Below are 17,346 nucleotides of genomic sequence, written 5' to 3'. Positions count from 1 at the left end.
AGGTATCCTATGCAAGATAAATCGAACATCTATCCCGAGCTCAAGATCCTCTCGCCCCTTGAGCAGACGTGGGCCTCCTACAGCCGCAATCCGCTGGCGATGGCGGGGCTCTGGTGCTTTTTGCTGTTGCTGCTCATCACGCTGGTGGGGCCGCTGGTCGTCCCCTACGGCATCGATGAACAGCACACCGACAAGCTGCTGCTCGCCCCCTCATGGGCGGTGACCGGCAACATCGACTACTTCCTCGGCACCGACGATCTGGGGCGTGACATGCTCTCCCGGCTGGTGGTGGGGGCGCGCCTCACTTTCGGCTATGCGCTGGTCGTGGTGGTGATCGCCATGGTGGTGGGCTCAGCCATCGGTATCCTCGGCGGCATGAGCAAGGGGCTTAAATCGAGCGTGCTGCACCACCTGCTCGATACCCTGCTCTCCATCCCCTCCCTGCTGATGGCCATCATCATGGTCGCCATCATGGGGCCGGGTTTTGGCAATACCCTAATAGCCATTACCCTGGCGTTGATCCCGCCTTTTATCCGGGCCACCTACAACGCAGTACATGCCGAGATGCAGAAGGAGTACATCACCGCCAGCCGCCTCGATGGCTCGCCCCCCTTCCGGATCATGCGTCTGGCTATTTTGCCCAACATTGTCGAGACCCTGGTGGCCCAGACCACCCGCACCTTGTCGGCGGCCATTCTCGATATCTCGGCAGTCGGTTTTCTTGGCCTCGGCGCCCAATCTCCCCAACCGGAGTGGGGCACCATGCTGGCCGATTCGAGCGACCTTATCTATCTCGCCCCCTGGACCGTCACCCTGCCCGGCATCGCCATCCTGTTCAGCGTGCTGGTCACCAATTTAGTTGGTGAAGGCATTCGTGAAGCACTCAAAGAGGGGAACGACTGATGCCGCTGCTCGACATTCGCAATCTCACCATCGAGATCGACACCCCGCAAGGCAAGGTCAAGGCGGTGGACAAGGTGAGCCTGACCCTGACCGAGGGGGAGATCCGCGGTCTGGTGGGTGAATCCGGCTCCGGTAAAAGTCTGATCGCCAAAGTGATCGTCGGCATCGAGAAGGACAACTGGACGGTACGTGCCGACCGGATGCGCTTCAACGACATGGATCTGCTGACCATGGCCCCCAAGGAGCGCCGTCGCATCATGGGTCGCGAGATCGCCATGATCTTCCAGGACCCCATCAGCTGTCTCGACCCCTCCGAGGAGATCGGCACCCAGTTGGAAGAGGCGATCCCGACCGATTCGTTCGAGGGACAATTCTGGCAGCGCTTCCAGTGGCGCAAGAAGAAGGCCATCGCCCTGCTGCACCGGGTTGGCGTCAAGGATCACCGCAAGGTGATGCGCGCCTATCCCCACGAGCTGTCGGATGGCATGTGCCAGAAGGTGATGATCGCCATGGCCATTGCCAACCAGCCGCGTCTGCTGGTAGCCGACGAGCCCACCAGCGCCATGGAGTCCACCACCCACTCCCAGATCCTGCGACTGCTGGACAAGATGAACAAGCTGGGCAACACCACCATCCTGATCATCAGTAACGACATCGCCGCCATCGCCAATCTGACCGATACCATCAACGTGATGTATTGCGGCCAGATGGTGGAAGTGGGCACCCGGGAGCAGATCCTCGAGACCCCGCACCACCCCTATACCGATGCCCTGCTCAAATCGATCCCCGACTTTGACAAGCTGGTGCGCCACAAGTCGCGCCTCGAGACCCTGCCCGGCGTCATCCCGCCGCTGCAACACCTGCCCATCGGCTGCCGTCTGGGGCCGCGCTGCCCCTACGCCCAGAAGCAGTGCGTGCAGACTCCGTTGATGAACAAGATCAAGGGCCATCAGTTCAGCTGCCACTTCCCGCTGAACATGGAGGAGCCAAAAAAATGATGACCGTTAATGCCCCCATGAAGGAGCCCCGCTTGTGATCGAGCCATCCCTGTTGCAGGTCAGAGGCCTTAGCAAAACCTACCAGAACCGTACCGGTCTGTTCCGTCGTCAGGCGGTGGAGGCGATCAAGCCCCTCTCGTTCGACCTCGAAGTGGGTCAGACCCTCGCCATCGTCGGCGAAGCTGGCTCCGGCAAGAGTACCCTCGCCCGCATTCTGGCCGGGATGATCGAGCCCACCAGCGGCGACATCGCCATCGACGGCCAGCTGATGGTGCATGGCGATTACCAGACTCGCTGCAAACTGCTGCGGATGATTTTTCAGGATCCCAACACCTCGCTGAACCGCAAGATCCGGGTCGGCCAGATCCTGGAAACCCCACTGCGCCTCAACACAGAGATGACTGAAGAGGAGCGCCGCGAGAAGGTGGTGCAGACCCTGCGTATGGTGGGGATGCTGCCGGATCACGCCCTGTTCTATCCGCAGATGCTCTCTTCCGGTCAGCAGCAGCGGGTGGCGCTGGCGCGCGCGCTGATCCTCAACCCCAAGATCGTGGTGGCCGATGAGGCGCTCTCCACGCTGGATATCTCGGTGCGCTCCCAGATCATCAACCTGCTGCTGGAGATGCAGGAGACCATGGGGCTGAGCTATGTGCTGGTCGCCAACGATCTGGGCATCGTCAGCCATATCAGCGACGAGGTGCTGGTGATGCACGAAGGGCGAGTGGTGGAGCGCGGCAAGACTCTCAAGGTGTTTGCCGATCCCCAGCATGAGGTGACTCGCCGTCTCATCCAGAACTACAACAACGAATACCGCAAATAGAGAGGCGCTGGCCGCCTCCCTTGCCGCTGTGTTTCGCCGAGCTCACTCGGCGGGATCAAAAAAGCCCACTGCATGCAGTGGGCTTTTTGTTATCGGATATCCCGCCTGAATATGGTTTACACCTTTCCTTCACGTAAACGGAGAGCTCGATGGAACAAGGAGTGAAGCGATTACTTTCTGACTTTTAAACTGGCGCAGATCGCTCAGATTGAAAAGGCGAGCTCAGCAGCCAACAGGCACAAGCTCGATATGGAATTCAGAGCAATTCTGAACATTCTAGTATGTTACCAAAATGTGTTAGCGGTGCTGGTGAGCGGTTTTTTGAAGGATGAGTTGCTGTTGCTAAGCCCGCAGGACCTGGTGCATACGCGAGAAATAATGCGTGAAGCGGTGAATATTTACAAAGTGGAACAATTACATCAAATACAGAACCCCCGATGCGGTACATCGGGGATTCAAAGTGAAGAAATGCCAGACGAAAATGTGTAAGCCTATTTCTGGACAGGACGTTTGGCGCTTTCAAGTCGCCCTATTTAGTTAGTGGCAACGCTTTCCTGTCCAATTTTCCGCTGCCGGTCTTGGGCAGGGCATCCAGCAGCATGAGCCGCGCCGGCACCATGTAGTGCGGGAGCGTCGCCTGCAGCCCCTTGCGCAAGGCCAGCCGGTTGAGGGTCACCCCGCTTTTCGCCTCAACGTAACCCACCAGCATGGCGTCATCCCCCTCGCCCACCAGACGCACCGCCGCCTCCTGCACCCCGGACTGGCGGCGCAGCCCCGCCTCCACCTCGCCGAGCTCGATGCGAAAACCGCGCAGCTTAACCTGATCGTCGCGCCGCCCCAGATAGAGGAAGTTGTCCGTCCCCAGCCGCCGCACCCGATCACCAGTGCGATAGAGGCGATGGGTGGCAAGGCGCAGGAAGGCGGCGCTGGTCAAGGCCGGCTTGCGCCAGTACCCCTCGCACAGGGCCGGACTCTCGATGCAGAGCTCGCCGCACTCCCCCTCTGCCACCGGCTGCCCCACTTCATCCAGCACCCAGTGCCGATAGCCTGGCAGGCTGTGGCTGATGGTGATCTGACCATCAGTCGGTGGCCAGCGCACCTCGCTCACCAACGACCAGACGGTGGCCTCGGTCGGCCCGTAGCAGTTCCACAGTCGCCGGGTGCGGGCACAGAGCTGCTCGGCCAGACCTGGGTCCAGCGCCTCGCCACCGCACAGGGCGGTGAGGGTATTACGCCCCTGCCAACCAGCCTTGAGCAGCATGCGCCAGCAGGCCGGGGTGGCCTGCAGCCAGTTGATGGAGGGGTCTGCCTCCAGCAACATCAGAATCCCCAGCGGATCCTTGTTGTGCTCGCTATCGGCCACCGTCAGCCGGCCACCGCCCCAGAGCGGCCCCAGCATCTCCAGCAGGGAGATGTCGAAGGCCGGAGTGGTGATGAAGAGCCAGTGGCAGCTCGGTGAGAGGCCGAGCCGCTCGCGGATCCCGTCGAGGAAGCAGAGCAGGGCCCGCCGGCTGATGACCACCCCCTTGGGCTCGCCGGTGGAGCCCGAGGTGAACATCATGTAGGCAGCCAGGGCGTCATCCACCTGAGGCCAGGAGACCGGCCCTGCCGCTGCCGGCCCGTCGAGGGTACGCAGCGGACAGCCGAAAGCGGGCACCGATCGATCGCCGTCGCAGATCACCGCCGACAGGCGCGCCTGACGGGCGATCCCCAGCAGCCGCTCCACCGGAAAGTCCGGCTCAAGGGGCACGAAGGTGAGCCCGAGGCGCAGACAAGCCAGCAGGCTGGCCACCAGATCGGGGCCGCGGGAGAGATAGAGACCGACCCGCTCCCCCACCGCAAGCCCCTGCAATCGGGCGGCAATCTCGCCGACCCTGGCATTGAGCGCGCCGTAGCTGAGCCACTGTTCATCTGATCCGCCCTCACTGATGCCCTCCCCGCCCATACGGATGGCGTGGGCCAGCGGGCTGGTGGCCAGACAGGCCGCCAGCCGCGCACCCAGGTTGGCCGCCCCCTCACGGGGGGCTGGCCGGGTTTGCACGAGCGGAGCCTCATGCTTGATGGTCATCGTCATAGCGCGGCCTCCGCTTGGCGCACCAGCCAATGCCGATAGAGCCGGCTGGGGGATGGGTGGGCTTTGAGCATCTGCAGGGTAAGTGGCGCCCGATCCTGGCCAAATGCCTCGTTGAGGGCCGCCAGCAGGGCGAGCTGCTGCACCGAATCCACCCCGAGTTCACACAGGGTCTGCTGCCAGATGCCGAGCACGCCGCACAGACGCTCCCACAGGGCCACCAGCTCGCGGGCCTCGGCCGGCGGCAGAGCCAGGCCGGGCTCCGCCCTGGTGGCGGCCACCTGCGGCATCACCGGGGACTGTACCACCGCCACTCTGGCCGGCTGGCTCAGATCCGCCTGCGCCAGCCAGTCGAGCTCGGCCAACCAGTCAGCCAGCACCGCCTCTGCCCGTGCCTCGGGGATCTGCTCGCCATCGAACTCGAGGCGCAGCTGGAGCGTCTCACCTCGGCTGCTGACCACCAGGGAGAGAGGCAGCTCCACCTTCTCCACCACGGTGCCAAAGCGCGGCACCAGCTGGTGAGGTTCGGGGGCGACAGGGACCGCCGGCATGGGGTAGTTCTCGAACACGAACAGACTCTGGAACAGACGCGACCGGCCTTTGGTCAGTGCCGCCAGCGACTGGATGCCGTGCTCGTTGAGCGCCATCAGGTCGGCCTGCAACCGGGCGATATGCTCGGCCAGGGTCAGCTCGGTGCGCCACTCAAGCGCCAACGGCAGGCTGTTGATATAGAGCCCGACGCTCGCGGTGATCCCCTCGATGGGGTAATCCCGGCCTGGGGTCACGTTGCCCACCAAGGTGACGGCATCGCCAGAGCGGCGTGCCAGCAGACGGTGCCAGGCATATTGGGCCAACAGGCCCGCGGTCACGCCAAGCTCGCGGGCACGGCTCGCGAGCAAGGTCGCCACCTCGGCCAGCAACGCCGTGGCGCACACCGCCGGTCGCTGCTGGGTATGGCGCCCGCTTGAGCTAGCGTCCAGCGTCACTCCGAACAGGCAGGCGAGATCGTTGGGCGTTGCCAGCAGTTCGCCCCGCCCCTGCCAATAGGCGTCGGCGCTGCGGGCTTGGCTGGCGATATGGCGGCCAAATTCGAGCCAGGTGGTATCCGGCTCGGCTTGTGGCAACAGGCCGTTCATCAGCGCCTGATAGCCGCGATGCAAGGAACCCAGCAACACAGGGCCGCTCCAGCCATCCAGCACGCTGTGGTGGGCGCTGAAGATCACCTTGTGGTGATCGGGGGCCACTTTGAAGCAGGTAAGGCGCAGCAGGGGAGCCTGCTCGAGCGGGATCGGGCGGGCCAGATCCTGCTGGCGGTAGGCCTGGACCCGTGCCTCTGCATTTCCCACTTCAGACAAGTCCTCATAGTGAAATGGCAACTCGGCGAGCTTGAGGATGCGCTGCAGTGCGACCCCGTCCGCCAGCACCAGCTCGCTGCGAAGGGCCGGCCAGAGGGCGATCTGCCCCTGCCAGGCCTGACGGTAGACCGCCACGTCCAGCGGCTGGTGATAGTCAAACTCGGTCTGCAGGTGATAGGCGTGATCCCGGGGCAGCAGCGCCCTGTGATGGAACATGCTCTGCTGAAGCGAGGTCATGGGCAGCAGGGTCTCCACCTCGCGTCCGCTCAGCACCCGCTCGAGCGCGGCTTGCGAGAGGCCAAGCCCCGGGAAGTCGCTCGGGGTGTGACGCGGCACCTTCACCGTGCAGCAGTGATCCACCAGCGCCGCCAGGTTGTCCGCCAGCCGCACCATCAGGGCGTCGCTCGCCTGCTGGTGGAGGGCGCCCACCTGGCGCAGGGTGAGGCGGCCATCAAACACGCCACCGTGCAGACTGACCAGCTCCCGCGGCAGGTTGTCAGGGGACGTGGGGGCCCCCGGTACCATCGGCAGAGGCTGCCAAGGCTGAGCGGCCTCGCCCTGATGGCTGACCCCCAGGTAGTTGAAGACGATAAGGGCCTTGGGCAGCTCGGCCCCACGGGGATGGTGCAGCCGCAGTGCGTTGAAGCCCACCCCATTGTCCGGCACGGCGCGCAGCTGCTCCTTGGTGGCGCACACCAGCGCATCCCACGCCCCGGCATCCGCCAGCGCCAGCGGGTAGGTGCTGGTGAACCAGCCCAGGGTACGGCTCACGTCGAGTTCAGCATCGATGGCCTCACGGCCGTGTCCTTCCAGCATCACGCAGTGACGGCTGCCATAACCCTGCTCGCTCAGGGTACGGGTCAGTGCCGCCAGAAGTAGGTCGGGCACCCGGGTGAAGTAAGCCTGGTTGGCGGTGTCGATAAGACGAGCCGTGGTCTCCTGACTCAGCTGCAGCAGGCTGGCGGCGGCGCGGCCATCGGCGGCGCGCGCCACCTCCAGCAGGTGACCCTGGCAGCCCTCCCCCTGAGCCAGCCAGAAGCCAAGCTGATCCTCTTCCCGTTTGGCGTAGGCCGCCAGCCCCTCGCCCCACTGGCGATAGCTGCTCCCCTTGGCGGGCAGCGGCTCGCCCCTGCTCACCCGGGCCAGATCTTCGGCCAGGATGCGCCAGGAGACCGCATCGATGACCAGGTGATGGAAGGCGAGGAAGAGCCCCTCCACCGTCTCGCACTCGCCCTTGAGGGAGATATTGCGCAGGCGGGCCCAGGCCTGGGTGTGGCCTCTGGCGGGGTCGAGATCCCCCTGCAGCTCGGTCAGGCGGGCCTGCAGCTCGGCCTCATCGAGATTGGCAGCATCCAGGGTCGGCAGCGGTGGCAATGGCAGTTCGGCCAGGTAGCGCTGACCGGTCGGGGTCACCGCGAGGCGCAGGGCATCGTGGTGCTGGCGCAGGGCACCCAGCCAGCCGCGCAGGTCCTCATCGTCCACCCCAGCCGGCAGGCGCAGGATCACCCCCTGGTTCCAGTGACCGGACTTGGCAAAGCCCTGCTCGAAGAACCAGTGCTGAATGGGGTGGAGCGGGAACTCGCCAGTCAGGCTGCCCTGTTCGCTCCTGTGGCTGACTGCCTGCTGCTGGCCGAGCTGGCGGCAGAGGCGGCGCACCGTCTTGGCTTCGAACACGTCCTTCACGCTGCAGTGCAGTCCCGCATCCCGCAGCCGGGTGGTGAGCTGGATGCTGAGGATGGAGTCACCGCCTAAGCGGAAGAAGTCATCCTCCACCCCGAGCGGTTGCTTGAGCACCCCTTGCCAGATGGCGAGTACGGTCTGCTCCAGTTCGTTTTGCGGCTCGCCCTTGCTCTGCTGCCAGACGATGGCGGGCAGGCGGCGCAAGTCCAGCTTGCCGTTGGGGGTGAGCGGCATCTCGGGCAGCCAGCAGAGGCGCGCCGGCACCATGTATTCGGGCAGGCACTCGCCGGCCCGCTGCAGCAGGGCATCGCCGTCGGGCTCGTTCGCCCCGGCCTGCAAACAGGCGTAAGCGAGCAGGCGCCCCTCCTGCACCACCACCTTGATCTGGCGAATGGCCGGGCACAATTCGGCAAGCCGGGTCTCTATCTCCCCCGGCTCGATGCGATAGCTGCGCAGCTTGATCTGCTCGTCTATCCGGCCCAGATACTGGATGTTGCCATCGCGGCGCAGCAAGGCCCGATCGCCGGTGCGATAGAGGCGATGGGTACGTTCCCCATTCGTTGCATCAAAGGCCAGCTCGATAAAGGCCTCCTGAGTGCGCGCCGGCAGATTGAGGTAGCCGCGGGCCAGCCCCAGCCCCGCCAGGCAGAGCTCGCCGGGGACCCCCACCGGGCAGAGGTTGCCCGCCTCGTCCAGGATCAGCGCCTTCAGGTTGTTGACGGGGCGACCTATGGTGATGGACGCCCCCGGGGTGAGCCGCGCGCAGAGCGCGGTGACGGTGCACTCGGTCGGGCCGTACATGTTGAACAGCGCCACCCGCTCCCCCCAGCGCTCCACCAGGCTGCTCGGGCACGCCTCGCCGCCAAAGCCGATGGCCTTGAGGGAACCGAGATCCGTCGGTGGCAGCAGGTTCGCGAGCAAGGCGGTCGGCAAAATCATATGGCTGGCACCGCAAGCGATCGCGGCACCGATTACCCCCTCGCCCGGCTCGCCGAAGTGCAGGGCCGCGCCGCAATACAGGGGCAGCAAGCTGGTCATGTTGCCTGCATCGAACGAGAGGGACATGCAGTTGAACATGGCCCCATTCTGATCAAGGGCGATGCGCTCACCGTGATCCGCCATCAGGTTGACCAGGCTGCCCTGCTCCACCATCACCCCCTTGGGCAAGCCGGTGCTGCCGGAGGTGTAGATGATCTGGGCCAGCATGGCGGCGTCGCGAGGCAGTGCGGGCGTGCTGGTTGGCATCTTGTCCAGCGCAAGCCCGTGCAGATCGTGGTACTCGGCAGTCGTGCCCGCCAGCGCCTCGCCAAGCCGCGGATCCGGCACGCCACCCAGCACCAGGCTGATGGATGCATCGCCAAGGATATGGGCCAGCCGCTCGGCGGGATAGGCAGGATCGAGCGGTACATAGGCCGCCCCCGCCTTCCAGCAGGCGAGCAGGGCGATGACGAAGGCCACATCGCGCCTGGCCTGGATGCCGATGGCGGCGCCCGGGGTGACGCCCTGAGCCTGCAGCCAGTGGGCCAGCGGGTTGGCACGCACCTCCAGCTCGCCATAGGTCAACGATTGCGCGCCGTCGCTGACCGCCAACGCGTCCGACAACTGAATAGCGCGCCGCTCGATATGACAGAGCAGGGTGTCGCGGCTCGGGTAATCCGGCGGCAAGTCGGCAAGCTCGGCGGCCAGCGCGGCCTGGTCGGTGCCCGCCTCCAGCGGCAACTGCCAGATGTCGGTCTCGGGGGCCGCCACCACGGCGCGCATCAGGTGCAGCAGGCGATCGGCATAAGCCTGGATGGTCTCTCGCTCGAACAGGGAGGTGGCGAACAGCCAGTCCACCCTGACGGAGTCCATCAGCTCGGTCACCTTGACCGATATGTCGGTCTTGGCCGGCAGCACCGGCGAGGTCTCCTCCACCAGCTGGCAGCCGGGGATGAGATCGTTGAAGTCCACCTTGGCCTGATAGACCAGCATGATCTGGAAGATGGGGTTGATGGCGGTGGTGCGATCGGCGCCGATGGCCTCGGCCAGCGCCTCGAAGCGGTAGAGCTGGTGATCGAAGGCCGCCAGATCCTCCTCCCGGCACTGCTGCAGATAATCGACAAAGCTGGGCTTGCCGCTGAATTGAGTGCGCAGCACCAGGGTATTGACGAAAAAGCCCACCAGCGACTCGATTTCGTGACGCTCGCGATAGGCGAGCGGGGTGCCGATCACCACCTCCTTCTCGCCGCTCTGGCGCACCATCAGCAATGCAAACAGGGCGTGCAGACCGATGAAGTTGGAAGTGCTGTGGCGCTGACACAGGCGCTTGAAGCTCTCCCACAGCGTGTTGTCGATGGTGGAGAAGACCAGCTCGCCGCCGCTGTCCTGATGGGCCGGGCGCGGCTTGTCGAGCGGCAGGCCGTGCACCTCGGGGCTGCCACCAAGCCGGTCGACCCAGAACGGCTTGAACTCGGCGTGATAATCGAGAAAACGGTCCGAGTTGAACCAGCGGGCATAGTCGATGTAGGTGAGCGGCAGTTCGCTCACCTGCAGAGGCTCGCGGTTCTGGTGGGCAAGAAAGGCGCGCTTGAGATCCGCGAACATGTTCTTGACCGACCAGCCGTCGGAGATGATGTGGTGCTGGGTGATCAGCAGCACGTGCTCGTGGCTGCCCAGCCGAATAAGGTGCACCCGACTGAGATCCCCCTGGGTCAGGGAGAAGGGGCGGCCTATCTCTTCGCGCACCCGGCGGGCCACATAGGCCTCCCGCTCGGCAGCGGGCTCTGCGCTCACGTCCTCAATCTGCAGCTTGAAGGACACGTGGGGCAGGATCTCCTGGGCGCCCCTGCCCGCCTCGTCCTTGATGAAGCGGGTACGCATGCTGGGGTGGCGGGCAAACAGGTGGTCGAAGGCAAACTCCAGCGCCGCCGTGTCCAGCTCTCCCTTGACGCGAAAATAGACCGGCATATTGTAGAGGTGGGAGGCCTCCTCGTACTGCTCGATAAACCAGAGCCCGCTCTGGGACGATGAGAGCGGCCCCTGCAAGGCCCCCTCGGCGACGATGGGCGCCTCAAAGGCGACACGGGCCGCCAGGCAACGCACCAGCTCATCTTTGTGAGCCTTGATGGTGGCGCCGATGGCCGGCGTCACCGCCTCCTTGCTCGACTGGGAGATAAGCTGGCCCTTGTCGTTCAGAGCCAGCTTGACCCCCTGACGTTCCAGCTGTTTTAACAGCAAAATCATATTGTTCATCTGTTTCTCAAGCCTCAGGCACTCAGGGTGGCGCCGCCGTCGACAACCAGATCCTGCAGCGTGATGTGGCTGGCCAGATCCGAGGCCAGGAAGAGGACGGTATGGGCGATCTCCACCGGGGTGGCTACCTTGCGCAGGGGGATGCCGAGCTTGAATTGCTCCGGCAACCCGGCAATGGTGCGGGCCATTGCCTCCTCGCTTGGCAGCATGCCGCGCAGCATGGGGGTATCCGTCGAGCCCGGCGACACCAGGTTGGCGCGGACGCCGAAGGGGGCCAGCTCCAGCCCCACCGTCTGGGTCAGGCTGGTGACCGCCGCCTTGGAGGCACAATAGGCCGCCATCTGCATGCGCGGCACATGGGCGGCGTTGGAGCCGATGGTGACGATGGCGCCGCGCTGCTGTCCCTTGAAGTGGGGCACTAAGGCCCGCAGCAGATAAAAGACGCCGCTGGCGTTGACCGTCATGCAGTCGTGCCAGTCGTCATCGCTCAGGGCGTCGGTGGGGCCGAGGCGCAAGACCCCGGCCCCGTTCACCAGCACATCGAGCCCGCCGTCCGCCAGCAGCGCTGCGCAGCAGGCGTTGACCGCCTTCGAGTCGCCAATATCGAGCAGCCGGGTGGCATAGGGGTAGTTTGCTTCGGGAAACGCTAGATCCAGCCCCACAACGATTGCGCCGGCTGCCACGAACTGCGTCGCCACCTCGCGGCCGATGCCGCGCCCTGCTCCGGTCACCCAGACCCGCTTGCCAGTGAAATCAAAGGCCATTGCTTGTTGCTCCTTATCAATCACCACAGCATCTCCACACTCTCTTCGTCCTCGGAAAGCAGGCCGTCGAGGAAACGGCAGAAGTCATCGAGGCGCGGATGATCGAACACGTCGGAGACCTTGACCTGCCCCCCGAACTCGGCGCCGAGCCGGTTGATGATCTGGATGGTCTGCAGGGACTGGCCCCCCAGTTCGAAGAAGTTGTCGGTCGGCGCCATGGTGGCGAGCCCCAGGATCTGCTGCCAGATGGCGCCGACCCGGTTCTCGGTTTCGCTGCCCAGGGTCAGGGCTTCGCCGCCCGCCTGGTAGGCGGCGAGCAGGGCCTTGCGATCCAGCTTGTTGGAGCCGGTGCGGGGCAGCTGGTCATAGTGGCGATAGTCGGTGGGGATCATGGCGGCAGGCAGCACCCTAGCCAGCTGCGCCTTGATGACCCGGCTGTCGCGCTCCGCCCCCGCCACGAAGGCCACCAGTCGGCGCACGCTGCCGATGCTCACCCCCTGCACGCACGCCTCGTCCACCCCCGGCAGGGCCAGCAGCTGGGCCTCCACCTCGCCGGGCTGGATGCGATAGCCGCTTATCTTGAATTCGTTGTCGCGCCGACCGAGGTAGACCAGCCGGCCGGCCACCAAGCGCCCCCGATCGCCGGTGCGATAGACGGGCATCAGCTCCGCTCCAACCCGCAGGGTGCCAAAGCTCCCTTGCACACCGCCCACGTAACCATTGGCCAGTTGTGGGCCGAGCAGCACCAACTCTCCTTCCTCGGCAGGTTGCTCCCCCGCCCCCAGAATGAGCGCCTGCATGCCGGGCAGCGGCAGGCCGATGGGCAACTGGGCCTGGCTCGGGTCTTCCTGTTGCAGCTCCTGGGTGGTCACCACCACTGTGGTCTCGGTGGGGCCGTAGGTGTTGAACAGGCGCACATCGGAGCGGCCCTGGCGCTGCCACTGGGCCAGCTGCTCGGGGTAGACCGCCTCGCCGCCGATGATGACGGTGGTAAGCCCGGCAGGAATGTGGGCCTGACCCGCCGTCAGCGCCACCACCCATTCGTTCCAGAACGCGGTGGGCAGGTCGAGGTGGGTGATCCCCATCTGCTCCACCCCGGCCGCAAAGGCGAGCATGGATTCGAGCAGGGCGTCGGTGCGCAGCACCAGGGTGGCGCCGGCGCTCAGGGTGGCGAACACCTCCTCGATGCTGGCGTCGAAGTTGAAGGGGGCGAATTGCAGCATCCGCGCCTCTTCATCCAGGTGATAGCGGCAGCGGGCGGCGGCGGCGAAGTGATCCAGCGCGCCGTGGCTCACCGCCACCCCCTTGGGCAGGCCGGTCGAGCCCGAGGTGAACATCAGGTAGGCGACGGCACGGCCGGCGGCCGGCTGGTTGAGCCGATCATCGCTCACCAGATCCCCCGCCAGCAGCGTGCGCCCCTCAAACAGGCTGGCCAGCTTGTGACGGTACTCGGCCTGGGTGATCAGGGTCTTGACCTCCCCCAGCCGCAGAATATGGCCCTGACGCTCCAGCGGCTGCTCGGGGTCGAGCGGCACGTAGACGGCGCCCGCCAGCAGTACCGCAAGCTGGGCGAAGATGGCCTGGGGGGTGCGGGCCAGCATGACCCCCACCTTGTCGCCGGGGGCGACGCCTTCGGCCTGCAGGGCGGCCGCCATCTGTTCGGCTCTGGCCAGCAGCGCCTCGTAGCTGAAGCGAACCTCTCCCTGCACCGTGCTCTGAATCAAGGCAATCTTGTCCGGGGTCTGGGCGGCGAAGTGGCAGAGCGCGTCCAGCACGGGGCGCACCTTGATCACTTCGTGAGCCGGAGCCGTGATCATGGCTCCCAGCCGCTGCCCGGCCAGCCAATCTGCCTTGAGGCTGCCCAGGGTCTGGGCGGGCTCGGCGAGCCAGCGGCCCAGCAGGGAGAACAAAGTATCGACGATGGTCGCCAGCTCGGCCTGCTGGTAGCAGCCGGGGTTGGCATCCAGATCCAGCCTGGGCTGGCCATCGGCGCCGACCTGCACCTCTATGGTGAGATCCTCCACCGGCCCGGCGCTGATGTTGAGGATATGGGCACTGAGCGGCCCAAAGCGGCGGGCGTGATCGAACGGCATGATATTGACAAGGGGGCCGAACAATCGCTTGTCGCCCCCCACCAGGCCAAGGTCGCGGCGCAGCAGCTCGTAGCGGTAGTGCTGGTGCTTGCGCACGCCGCGCTTGGCCTTGGCCACGGCGCCGGCCGCCCCCGCCAGATCCAGTTCTTCACCGAGCGCCAGCGCCAACGGGGTGATGTTCATCTGCATGCAGGGCACTGTCAGGGAGGCAGACCCGATGCGGTTCATCATCATCAGGCCGAGCAGGGTCTTATCCTGGCCGTTCGAAAGCGACAGCTGGGCAGAGAGACCGGCCAGCAGCAGATCGGGCCAGCCCAGCTTGTGCTCGTCGGCAAAGCCGGTCAGGGATTGCCACAGCGCCGCCGGCAGCGGACGGCTCTCGCGGATAAATTCGGCGGCAATCGGTGCGCGGGTCTCGCCAAAGGACTTCACCTCAGGCCAGCCATGCAGCTGCTCCTGCCAGAAGGCGCGGGCGGCGGCGTTCTTGCCGCTCTGCTCGCGGCTCGCCTCTTCTGCCAGCACCTCAGCCAACGAGCCGAAGGGGGATGGGGAGTTCATCTCACCGGCCAGCCCCTGTGCATACAGTTCGGAGATGCGCTGGAACAGCAAGGTGGTGCCAAAGCCGTCGAGGGCGATGTGGTGCACGCAGCTGTAGAGGTAATCGCGGCCGGGGCCGCGCAGCAGGGCGAAACGGCAGGGCGCCTCTTGGGTCAACTCGAACGGGCGGCGCAGATCGGCCCAGGCCCAGGCGCGGGCCAGCGTCTCGTCATCGTGCTCGAGGGCGACCTCTTCATAGGCCAGGGGCAGCTCATGCGAGACGAAGCAGACCGCCTCCTTATCGTCTTCGAAGTGGCCCTTGAGCGCCTCGCACTCCCCCACCGCCTTGGCAAGGGCCGCGACTAGCACGGCCGCCTCGACCTTGCCGTCGAAGGCGATGCACTCGGCGGTGTTGAACATCGCCTTGTCGTCATTGAGCAGATGACCGGACCAGAGCCCCTGCTGGGGGATGGTCAAGGGGAAGCGGTTCATGGGGTCACCTCCAGGGCCTGGGCTGCCAGCCTGGCCTCGATGAGGCGCCACCAGCCGTTGAGGGTCGGCAGCTTGGCGAGATCCACGAAGCCGAGCTCCACCCCGGCGGCGCGCCACTCGGTGAGCAGGGCCATGATCCGTACCGAATCCAGACCGTAGTCGATGAGGTTCTCGTCGGGGTCAAACTCATCTTCGTCCTCGTCGATATGACTCAGCAGCCGCGCCTTGAGCCCCTCATACGTCAGCAAGGGATTGGTGGGCTGGGCGGCAGAAGCGGAAGCCGGAGCAAGGGCCAGCACCTCCTCGCAGCGGATCACCTTGCCGCAGCGGGTTGCCACATAGTCGAGCGCCATCTGGTGGTCGGCCAGGGAGAAGTCCGCCACCCCGTCCGCCAGGAAGAAGGGCTGGATGTCGCGCATGAAGGCGTCACAGGCTGTCATCATGCAGCCGATATGGCCGTAGATACCACCGATGATCAGCTGATCCCGTCCCAGCGCTTTGAGCATCTGCTCCAGCTCGGAGCGCTGGAAGGCGCTGTAGCGCCACTTGACCAGCACAGTGTCGTCACGCTCCGGGCGCAGCGCTGCCACCACCTGCTGCTGCTCGGGTCGCTTGTTGAGACCCGGGCCCCACATGTCGTTAAGCAGGGCGCGATCTTCAGGGGATTGATCCTTGGGCTGGGCGGTGTAGAAGACCGGGATGCCGAGGGCCTTGCACTGCTTGCGCACGGCGGCCAGGCGCTCGGTGAGCGCCGCGATCAGCGGGCTGTTTTCGCCATAGAAGGCGGTGAAGTACTCCTGCATGTCGTGGATCAGCAGGGTGGCGCGTTTGGGATCCAGAGACCAGTTGACCTTGTTGGCCTTCCACTGGCTGGGCATGGCGTAATTGTTCAGGGTTGGGATAGCCATAACGTCATGATTCCTTTTAGTTTTATGCTGTTGTCAGGGACTGGTTGGCGGTGATGGCGTGCGCAATGCGCGCCCGCAGCCCCTGCTTGTCAATCTTGCCCACCGCCGTCATGGGCAGGGCGTCCAGGGTTTCGAAACGGTCGGGCAGCTTGAAGTCCGCCACCCCGCGCTCGCGCAGAAACTTGCGCAAGGCCAGCGGCTTCAAGGCGGGATCCGTGCTGACGATAAAGGCGCAGCTCTTCTCCCCCATGGCGCTGTCGGGCATGGAGACCAGGGCCGCATGGGTGATGGCCGGGTGGTGCAGCAGCTGGTTTTCCACCTCTTCCGCCGCGATCTTCTCGCCGCCCCGGTTGATCTGATCCTTCTGTCGCCCCACTACGGTGAGGTAACCATCGTCATCCTGTACCACCAGATCGCCGGAGCAGTAGAACCCCTCGCTATCGAACACCCGGGCGTTGTGGGCCGGGCTCTGGTAATAGCCGCGGAAGGTATAGGGGCCGCGGGTGTGCAGGGCGCCAGGCTCGCCGGGGGCAACCGGATTGCCCGCCTCATCGAGGATGCGCACCTCGTCGTCCGGGCTCATGGGGCGGCCCTGGGTATGGATCACCTTCTCGTCGGGGTCGTCCAGCCGGGTGTAGTTGACCAGCCCTTCCGCCATGCCGAACACCTGCTGCAGCCGGCAGCCGAGCAGCGGCCCAATCTTGCTGGCCACCGCCTCCCCCAGCTTGGCGCCGCCCACTTGCAGCAAGTCGAGGCTCGCCAGTTGGGTGCACGCGGTGGGATCCGCTTCCGCTGCCTGCAGCCAGAGCGAGACCGCCGGCGGCACCAGCGAGGTGAGATTGACCCGGTGGCGGGCGATGAGCGGGAAACAGCTGATGGGGCTGGGATCGGGTGCGAGCACCACGGTACCGCCCGCCTCGAACACCCCCAGGGCGCCCGGGGAGCTCAGGGGGAAGTTGTGGGGCGCCGGCAGGGCGCACAGATAGCGGGTGTGGGGCCCCAATTCACAGATTTCATTGCTGCGACGCACGCTGTACAGGTAATCATCGTGGGTGCGGGGGATGAGCTTGGGGGTGCCGGTGCTGCCGCCGGAGAGCTGGAAGAAGGCCACCTCGTCCGCCGGGGTCGGGGCAAAGGAGACGGATGGGGTGACCCCCTCATCCCCCTCTCCGAACCAGCGTGTCAGCCCCAGCTCCCCACCATCGCCATCCAGCAGCACCAGCTCGGCGCCTATGGTTGTCAGCAGCTCGCTCTCGCGCTCCTTGCTCGTAAACAGCGGATGGGCCAGCGAGCCGATAAAGAGGCGCGGAGTGATCTGCTCGGCATAAGAGAGGAGCTCCAGCCGGCTGTGACTAAAGAGCGCGTTGACCGGCGCGATGCCGGCCTTGAGCAGGGCGAAGAACACCAGATAGAACTCGGCCACGTTGGGGAGCTGCACCAGCGCGGTATCCCCCCCCCCCAGGCCGTGGCGGGCAAGATTGGCGGCCAGCCGGC

General features: G+C 65.3%; 9 protein-coding genes and 1 pseudogene. 4 read left to right on the top strand and 6 right to left on the bottom strand.

Annotated features, from left to right (window positions below):
- The first annotated feature begins 9 nt into the window (after positions 1-9).
- The 4 genes and pseudogenes from AB5Z09_RS13290 to AB5Z09_RS13275 form a co-directional block, all read left to right on the top strand.
- A complete protein-coding gene (locus AB5Z09_RS13290; RefSeq protein WP_042083325.1) occupies positions 10-903 on the top strand; it encodes an ABC transporter permease subunit in 894 nt (297 codons plus the stop codon).
- The gene (locus tag AB5Z09_RS13285; protein WP_005333679.1) at positions 903-1,901 is read left to right on the top strand and encodes an oligopeptide/dipeptide ABC transporter ATP-binding protein; all 999 of its coding nucleotides are present in this window, start codon (positions 903-905) and stop codon (positions 1,899-1,901) included. Before AB5Z09_RS13290 ends, AB5Z09_RS13285 begins: the two co-directional genes overlap by 1 nt.
- Before the next feature lie 34 nt (positions 1,902-1,935).
- On the top strand, positions 1,936-2,721 hold the full coding sequence (locus AB5Z09_RS13280) for an ABC transporter ATP-binding protein (protein ID WP_005333681.1): 786 nt from the start codon (positions 1,936-1,938) through the stop codon (positions 2,719-2,721).
- A 242-nt stretch (positions 2,722-2,963) separates the two neighbouring features.
- Positions 2,964-3,178 (top strand): annotated as a pseudogene (locus tag AB5Z09_RS13275) (IS3 family transposase); the annotation flags it as partial.
- A gap of 72 nt (positions 3,179-3,250) precedes the next feature.
- Here the strand turns inward: AB5Z09_RS13275 and amoH are convergent.
- The 6 genes from amoH to AB5Z09_RS13245 all read right to left on the bottom strand — a co-directional run.
- Entirely contained in the window at positions 3,251-4,795 is a 1,545-nt protein-coding gene (amoH, locus tag AB5Z09_RS13270) for an amonabactin biosynthesis glycine adenylation protein AmoH (protein WP_043824960.1), read from the bottom strand.
- Positions 4,792-11,058, bottom strand: a complete 6,267-nt coding sequence (amoG, locus tag AB5Z09_RS13265; protein ID WP_368195475.1) for an amonabactin biosynthesis non-ribosomal peptide synthetase AmoG — start codon at positions 11,056-11,058, stop codon at positions 4,792-4,794. Before amoG ends, amoH begins: the two co-directional genes overlap by 4 nt.
- 14 nt (positions 11,059-11,072) lie before the next feature.
- Positions 11,073-11,822 (bottom strand): amonabactin biosynthesis protein AmoA, encoded by a 750-nt coding sequence (gene amoA, locus AB5Z09_RS13260; RefSeq protein ID WP_368195474.1) that lies wholly within the window; start codon positions 11,820-11,822, stop codon positions 11,073-11,075.
- A 20-nt stretch (positions 11,823-11,842) separates the two neighbouring features.
- A complete protein-coding gene (gene amoF, locus AB5Z09_RS13255; protein WP_368195473.1) occupies positions 11,843-14,944 on the bottom strand; it encodes an amonabactin biosynthesis non-ribosomal peptide synthetase AmoF in 3,102 nt (1,033 codons plus the stop codon).
- Complete coding sequence (gene amoB, locus AB5Z09_RS13250) at positions 14,941-15,852, bottom strand: amonabactin biosynthesis bifunctional protein AmoB (RefSeq protein ID WP_368195472.1); 912 nt, start codon at positions 15,850-15,852, stop codon at positions 14,941-14,943. The genes amoF and amoB overlap by 4 nt, the downstream gene beginning before the upstream one ends.
- A 22-nt stretch (positions 15,853-15,874) precedes the next feature.
- A partial coding sequence (locus AB5Z09_RS13245) for a (2,3-dihydroxybenzoyl)adenylate synthase (protein ID WP_368195471.1) occupies positions 15,875-17,346 on the bottom strand: 1,472 nt, incomplete at its 5' end.

Origin of the sequence: Aeromonas sp. R2-2, assembly GCF_040908355.1 — a bacterium.
GTDB classification, from domain to species: domain Bacteria; phylum Pseudomonadota; class Gammaproteobacteria; order Enterobacterales; family Aeromonadaceae; genus Aeromonas; species Aeromonas veronii.
This window is presented reverse-complemented; position numbering and strand designations above follow the sequence as displayed.

Excerpts from the sequence above, each read along its gene's own strand:
- AB5Z09_RS13290 (WP_042083325.1), top strand. The coding sequence starts at position 10 with ATGCAAGATAAATCGAACATCTATCCCGAGCTCAAGATCCTCTCGCCC.
- AB5Z09_RS13285 (WP_005333679.1), top strand. The coding sequence starts at position 903 with ATGCCGCTGCTCGACATTCGCAATCTCACCATCGAGATCGACACCCCG.
- amoH (WP_043824960.1), bottom strand. The coding sequence starts at position 4,795 with ATGACGATGACCATCAAGCATGAGGCTCCGCTCGTGCAAACCCGGCCA.
- amoG (WP_368195475.1), bottom strand. The coding sequence starts at position 11,058 with ATGAACAATATGATTTTGCTGTTAAAACAGCTGGAACGTCAGGGGGTC.
- amoA (WP_368195474.1), bottom strand. The coding sequence starts at position 11,822 with ATGGCCTTTGATTTCACTGGCAAGCGGGTCTGGGTGACCGGAGCAGGG.
- amoF (WP_368195473.1), bottom strand. The coding sequence starts at position 14,944 with ATGAACCGCTTCCCCTTGACCATCCCCCAGCAGGGGCTCTGGTCCGGT.
- amoB (WP_368195472.1), bottom strand. The coding sequence starts at position 15,852 with ATGGCTATCCCAACCCTGAACAATTACGCCATGCCCAGCCAGTGGAAG.